This is a genomic window from Actinomyces sp. ICM39 (assembly GCF_000282935.1).
Lineage (GTDB): Bacteria > Actinomycetota > Actinomycetes > Actinomycetales > Actinomycetaceae > Pauljensenia > Pauljensenia odontolytica_B.
The window spans coordinates 1-5,140 of the sequence record NZ_ALCB01000049.1; the positions used below are offsets into that span (position 1 = coordinate 1).

General features: G+C 55.7%; 2 rRNA genes. Both read left to right on the forward strand.

Going from position 1 to position 5,140, the window contains the following annotated elements:
- Positions 1 to 141: 141 nt before the first annotated feature.
- Positions 142 to 1,681 (forward strand): 16S ribosomal RNA (locus HMPREF1137_RS02765).
- Between the two features lie 328 nt (positions 1,682 to 2,009).
- A 23S ribosomal RNA gene (locus HMPREF1137_RS02770) occupies positions 2,010 to 5,134 on the forward strand.
- The 16S and 23S rRNA genes sit together here, the layout of an rRNA operon.
- The last annotated feature ends 6 nt before the right edge of the window (positions 5,135 to 5,140 follow it).

Here is a 5,140-nt window from a genome sequence, read left to right on the forward strand (position 1 = left end):
GTGTGGGTGTTGTTTGTGAACTCGATAGTGTGTTTGTTTGTTTTTTTATGCCTGTTTTTTGTTTTTGAGTGTTTTTGGTTGGGATTGCTGGCTGGCCTTGTTTGGTTGGTTGGTTTTTCTGGGCTTTAACGTTTTTGTTTTTGTTCGGAGAGTTTGATCCTGGCTCAGGACGAACGCTGGCGGCGTGCTTAACACATGCAAGTCGAACGCTGAAGCCCAGCTTGCTGGGTGGATGAGTGGCGAACGGGTGAGTAACACGTGAGTAACCTGCCCCCTTCTTTGGGATAACGCCCGGAAACGGGTGCTAATACTGGATATTCACTGATCTTCGCATGGGGGTTGGTGGAAAGGTTTTTTCTGGTGGGGGATGGGCTCGCGGCCTATCAGCTTGTTGGTGGGGTGATGGCCTACCAAGGCTTTGACGGGTAGCCGGCCTGAGAGGGTGACCGGTCACATTGGGACTGAGATACGGCCCAGACTCCTACGGGAGGCAGCAGTGGGGAATATTGCACAATGGGCGAAAGCCTGATGCAGCGACGCCGCGTGAGGGATGACGGCCTTCGGGTTGTAAACCTCTTTCGCTCATGGTCAAGCCGCAACTTTGGGTTGTGGTGAGGGTAGTGGGTAAAGAAGCGCCGGCTAACTACGTGCCAGCAGCCGCGGTAATACGTAGGGCGCGAGCGTTGTCCGGAATTATTGGGCGTAAAGGGCTTGTAGGCGGTTGGTCGCGTCTGCCGTGAAATCCTCTGGCTTAACTGGGGGCGTGCGGTGGGTACGGGCTGACTTGAGTGCGGTAGGGGAGACTGGAACTCCTGGTGTAGCGGTGGAATGCGCAGATATCAGGAAGAACACCGGTGGCGAAGGCGGGTCTCTGGGCCGTTACTGACGCTGAGGAGCGAAAGCGTGGGGAGCGAACAGGATTAGATACCCTGGTAGTCCACGCTGTAAACGTTGGGCACTAGGTGTGGGGGCCACCCGTGGTTTCTGCGCCGTAGCTAACGCTTTAAGTGCCCCGCCTGGGGAGTACGGCCGCAAGGCTAAAACTCAAAGGAATTGACGGGGGCCCGCACAAGCGGCGGAGCATGCGGATTAATTCGATGCAACGCGAAGAACCTTACCAAGGCTTGACATGCACGGCGACACTGCAGAGATGTGGTGGCATTTAGTTGGTCGTGTGCAGGTGGTGCATGGTTGTCGTCAGCTCGTGTCGTGAGATGTTGGGTTAAGTCCCGCAACGAGCGCAACCCTTGCCCTATGTTGCCAGCACGTGATGGTGGGGACTCGTGGGGGACTGCCGGGGTTAACTCGGAGGAAGGTGGGGATGACGTCAAATCATCATGCCCCTTATGTCTTGGGCTTCACGCATGCTACAATGGTTGGTACAGAGGGTTGCGAAATCGTGAGGTGGAGCGAATCCCTTAAAGCCAGTCTCAGTTCGGATTGGGGTCTGCAACTCGACCCCATGAAGGTGGAGTCGCTAGTAATCGCAGATCAGCAACGCTGCGGTGAATACGTTCTCGGGCCTTGTACACACCGCCCGTCACGTCACGAAAGTTGGTAACACCCGAAGCCCATGGCCTAACCGCGTTTGCGGGGGGAGTGGTCGAAGGTGGGATTGGCGATTGGGACGAAGTCGTAACAAGGTAGCCGTACCGGAAGGTGCGGCTGGATCACCTCCTTTCTAGGGAGCCCAGTTTTGTGGGGAACAATGCGGCATGACTGTTTGGGTTGTGCCTGGTTGTTTTCTTGTGCCTGCATGTGTTTACTGCCCGACAGTGGGTGGTGGGTGTGGGTGCGTGTTTTGGGTTGGGCATAAAAATGTTGTAGCGAACGAGCACACTGTCGGGTTCACGTTCAACACCGTGTGAGCGTCCGCTGCCTGTTGGTGGTGGTTGCCTGCGCAGCCAGCCTGGAGGGGTTTTCTTTTGGGTGTGGGTTGTGTGTGGTGGGTTGTTTGTGATTTGTATAGTGGTTGCGAGCATATTTGTTCTGTACTGTTTTTTGTGTTTTGTTTAGTTTTATTGGGCATTCGGTGGATGCCTTGGCATCAAGAGCTGATGAAGGACGTTGCGGCCTGCGATATGCCTCGGGGAGCTGGCGAGCGAGCGTTATTATCCGAGGGTGTCCGAATGGGGGAACCTAACCTGGGTTGTGCTGGGTTACCATCATCTGAACGTGTATAGGGTGGTGGGGGGAACGCGGGGAAGTGAAACATCTCAGTACCCGCAGGAAAAGATATTCCGTGAGTAGTGGCGAGCGAAAGCGGAGGAGGCTAAACCAGATGCGTGTGAGAGGCGGCGGCCGTTGCGTGTTTGGTGTTGTGGGGCCATGTTGGACTCTTCTGCCGGAGGGTCGCGCCATGTGATGTTGGGAGTTGAACAGTCTGGGAAGGCTGACCAAAGAGCGTGAGAGTCGTGTAGATGGACTGGTGTTGTGTGGTGTGGGTGTGGTACCCGAGTAGCGCGGGACTCGTGAAATCTCGTGTGAATCTGCCAAGACCACTTGGTAAGCCTAAATACTACTTGATGACCGATAGTGCATAGTACCGTGAGGGAATGGTGAAAAGTACCCCGGGAGGGGAGTGAAATAGTACCTGAAACCGTGTGCCTGTAAGCCGTCAGAGCCTTGTGGGGTGATGGCGTGCCTTTTGAAGAATGAGCCTGCGAGTTAGTGATACGTGGCGTGCTTAACCCGTGTGGGGTATGCGTAGCGAAAGCGAGTCTGAAATATGGCGCCTGTCGCGTGTTCTAGACCCGAAGCGGGGTGATCTACCCATGGTCAGGTTGAAGCAGAGGTAAGACTGTGTGGAGGACCGAACCCACCAGGGTTGAAAACCTGGGGGATGAACTGTGGGTAGGGGTGAAAGGCCAATCAAACTCCGTGATAGCTGGTTCTCCCCGAAATGCATTTAGGTGCAGCGTCGCGTGGTCCCTGGTGGAGGTAGAGCTACTGGATGGCCGATGGGCCCTATGGGTTACTGACGTCAGCCAAACTCCGAATGCCATTAGGTGTAGCGCGGCAGTGAGACTGCGGGGGATAAGCTTCGTAGTCGAGAGGGAAACAGCCCAGATCATCAGCTAAGGCCCCTAAGCGTACGCTAAGTGGGAAAGGATGTGGAGTCGCGGTGACAACCAGGAGGTTGGCTTAGAAGCAGCCATCCTTGAAAGAGTGCGTAATAGCTCACTGGTCAAGTGGTTCTGCGCCGACAATGTAGCGGGGCTCAAGCGTACCGCCGAAGCTGTGGCAACAACACGCGATGCTGGCGCCAGGAACTGGAGTGCTGGTGTGTTGTTGGGTAGGGGAGCGTCCTGCACGAGGTGAAGCCTGGAGGGAACTTCTGGTGGATTGTGTGGGAGTGAGAATGCAGGCATGAGTAACGAATCTGCGGTGAGAATCCGCAGCGCCGATTGACTAAGGGTTCCAGGGCTAGGTTTATCCGCCCTGGGTTAGTCGGGTCCTAAGGCGAGGCCGACAGGCGTAGTCGATGGACAACCAGTTGATATTCTGGTACCGCGTTATGACCGCCCATGCTGAAGTCATTGTGCTAACCAATTTGCTCACGCCACCATGATTCCTTCGGGTTTTGTGGTGTGTGTGGGTCTTGGGGCCCCGGTGATTGTAGGCAAGCGTGTTAACAGGGGTGACGCAGACAGGTAGCTGCAGTGCGCCGATGGTTGTGCGTATTTAAGGTTGTGGCCCGCCTCCCAGGTAAATCCGGGAGGCATAAGGGTGAGAACTGATGAGGGACACACGCGTGTGTGGACTTGTGGTGATCCTAAGCTGCCGAGAAAAGCCTCGACGTGAGGGCATAACGCGCCCGTACCCTAAACCGACTCAGGTGGTCAGGTAGAGTATACCGAGGCGTTCGAGTGAATCGTGGTTAAGGAACTCGGCAAAATTCCTCCGTAACTTCGGGATAAGGAGGACCCCGTGACTTCCCCGCGCCCAGCGTGTGGGTGGGGTTGTGGGGTCGCAGAGAATAGGGAGAAGCGACTGTTTATCAAAAACACAGGTGCGTGCGAAGCCGTAAGGCGATGTATACGCACTGACGCCTGCCCGGTGCTGGAAGGTTAAGAGGAACTGTCAACACTCCTTGTGGGTGTGAAGCGGTGAATTTAAGCCCCAGTAAACGGCGGTGGTAACTATAACCATCCTAAGGTAGCGAAATTCCTTGTCGGGTAAGTTCCGACCTGCACGAATGGCGTAACGACTTCTCCGCTGTCTCAACCGCGAACTCGGTGAAATTGCAGTACGAGTAAAGATGCTCGTTTCGCGCAGAAGGACGGAAAGACCCCGGGACCTTTACTATAGCTTGGTATTGGTGTTCGCTTGGACTTGTGTAGGATAGGTGGGAGACTGTGAAGCTGCCGCGCCAGCGGTGGTGGAGTCGTCGTTGAAATACCATTCTGGTTCAAGCGGTCACCTCAACCTAGACCCGTGATCCGGGTTGGGGACAGTGCCTGGTGGGTAGTTTAACTGGGGCGGTTGCCTCCTAAAATGTAACGGAGGCGCTCAAAGGTTCCCTCAGCCTGGTTGGTAATCAGGTGGCGAGTGCAAGTGTACAAGGGAGCTTGACTGTGAGACCGACGGGTCGAGCAGGTGCGAAAGCAGGAACTAGTGATCCGGCCATGGCACGTGGGTGCGTGGTCGCTCAACGGATAAAAGGTACCCCGGGGATAACAGGCTGATCTTGCCCAAGAGTCCATATCGACGGCATGGTTTGGCACCTCGATGTCGGCTCGTCGCATCCTGGGGCTGGAGTTGGTCCCAAGGGTTGGGCTGTTCGCCCATTAAAGCGGTACGCGAGCTGGGTTCAGAACGTCGTGAGACAGTTCGGTCCCTATCCTCTGTGCGCGCAGGAAACTTGAGAAGGGCCGTCCCTAGTACGAGAGGACCGGGATGGACGAACCTCTGGTGTGCCAGTTGTACCGCCAGGTGCATGGCTGGTTGGCTACGTTCGGAAGGGATAACCGCTGAAAGCATCTAAGCGGGAAGCCTGCTTCAAGATGAGGTTTCCACGCCCCCTTCGTGGGGTGAGAGGCCCCCGCCAGACTAGCGGGTTGATAGGCCAGAGGTGGAAGCACAGCAATGTGCTCGTGAGCCGACTGGTACTAATGGGCCAACACTAAACAATCACCCA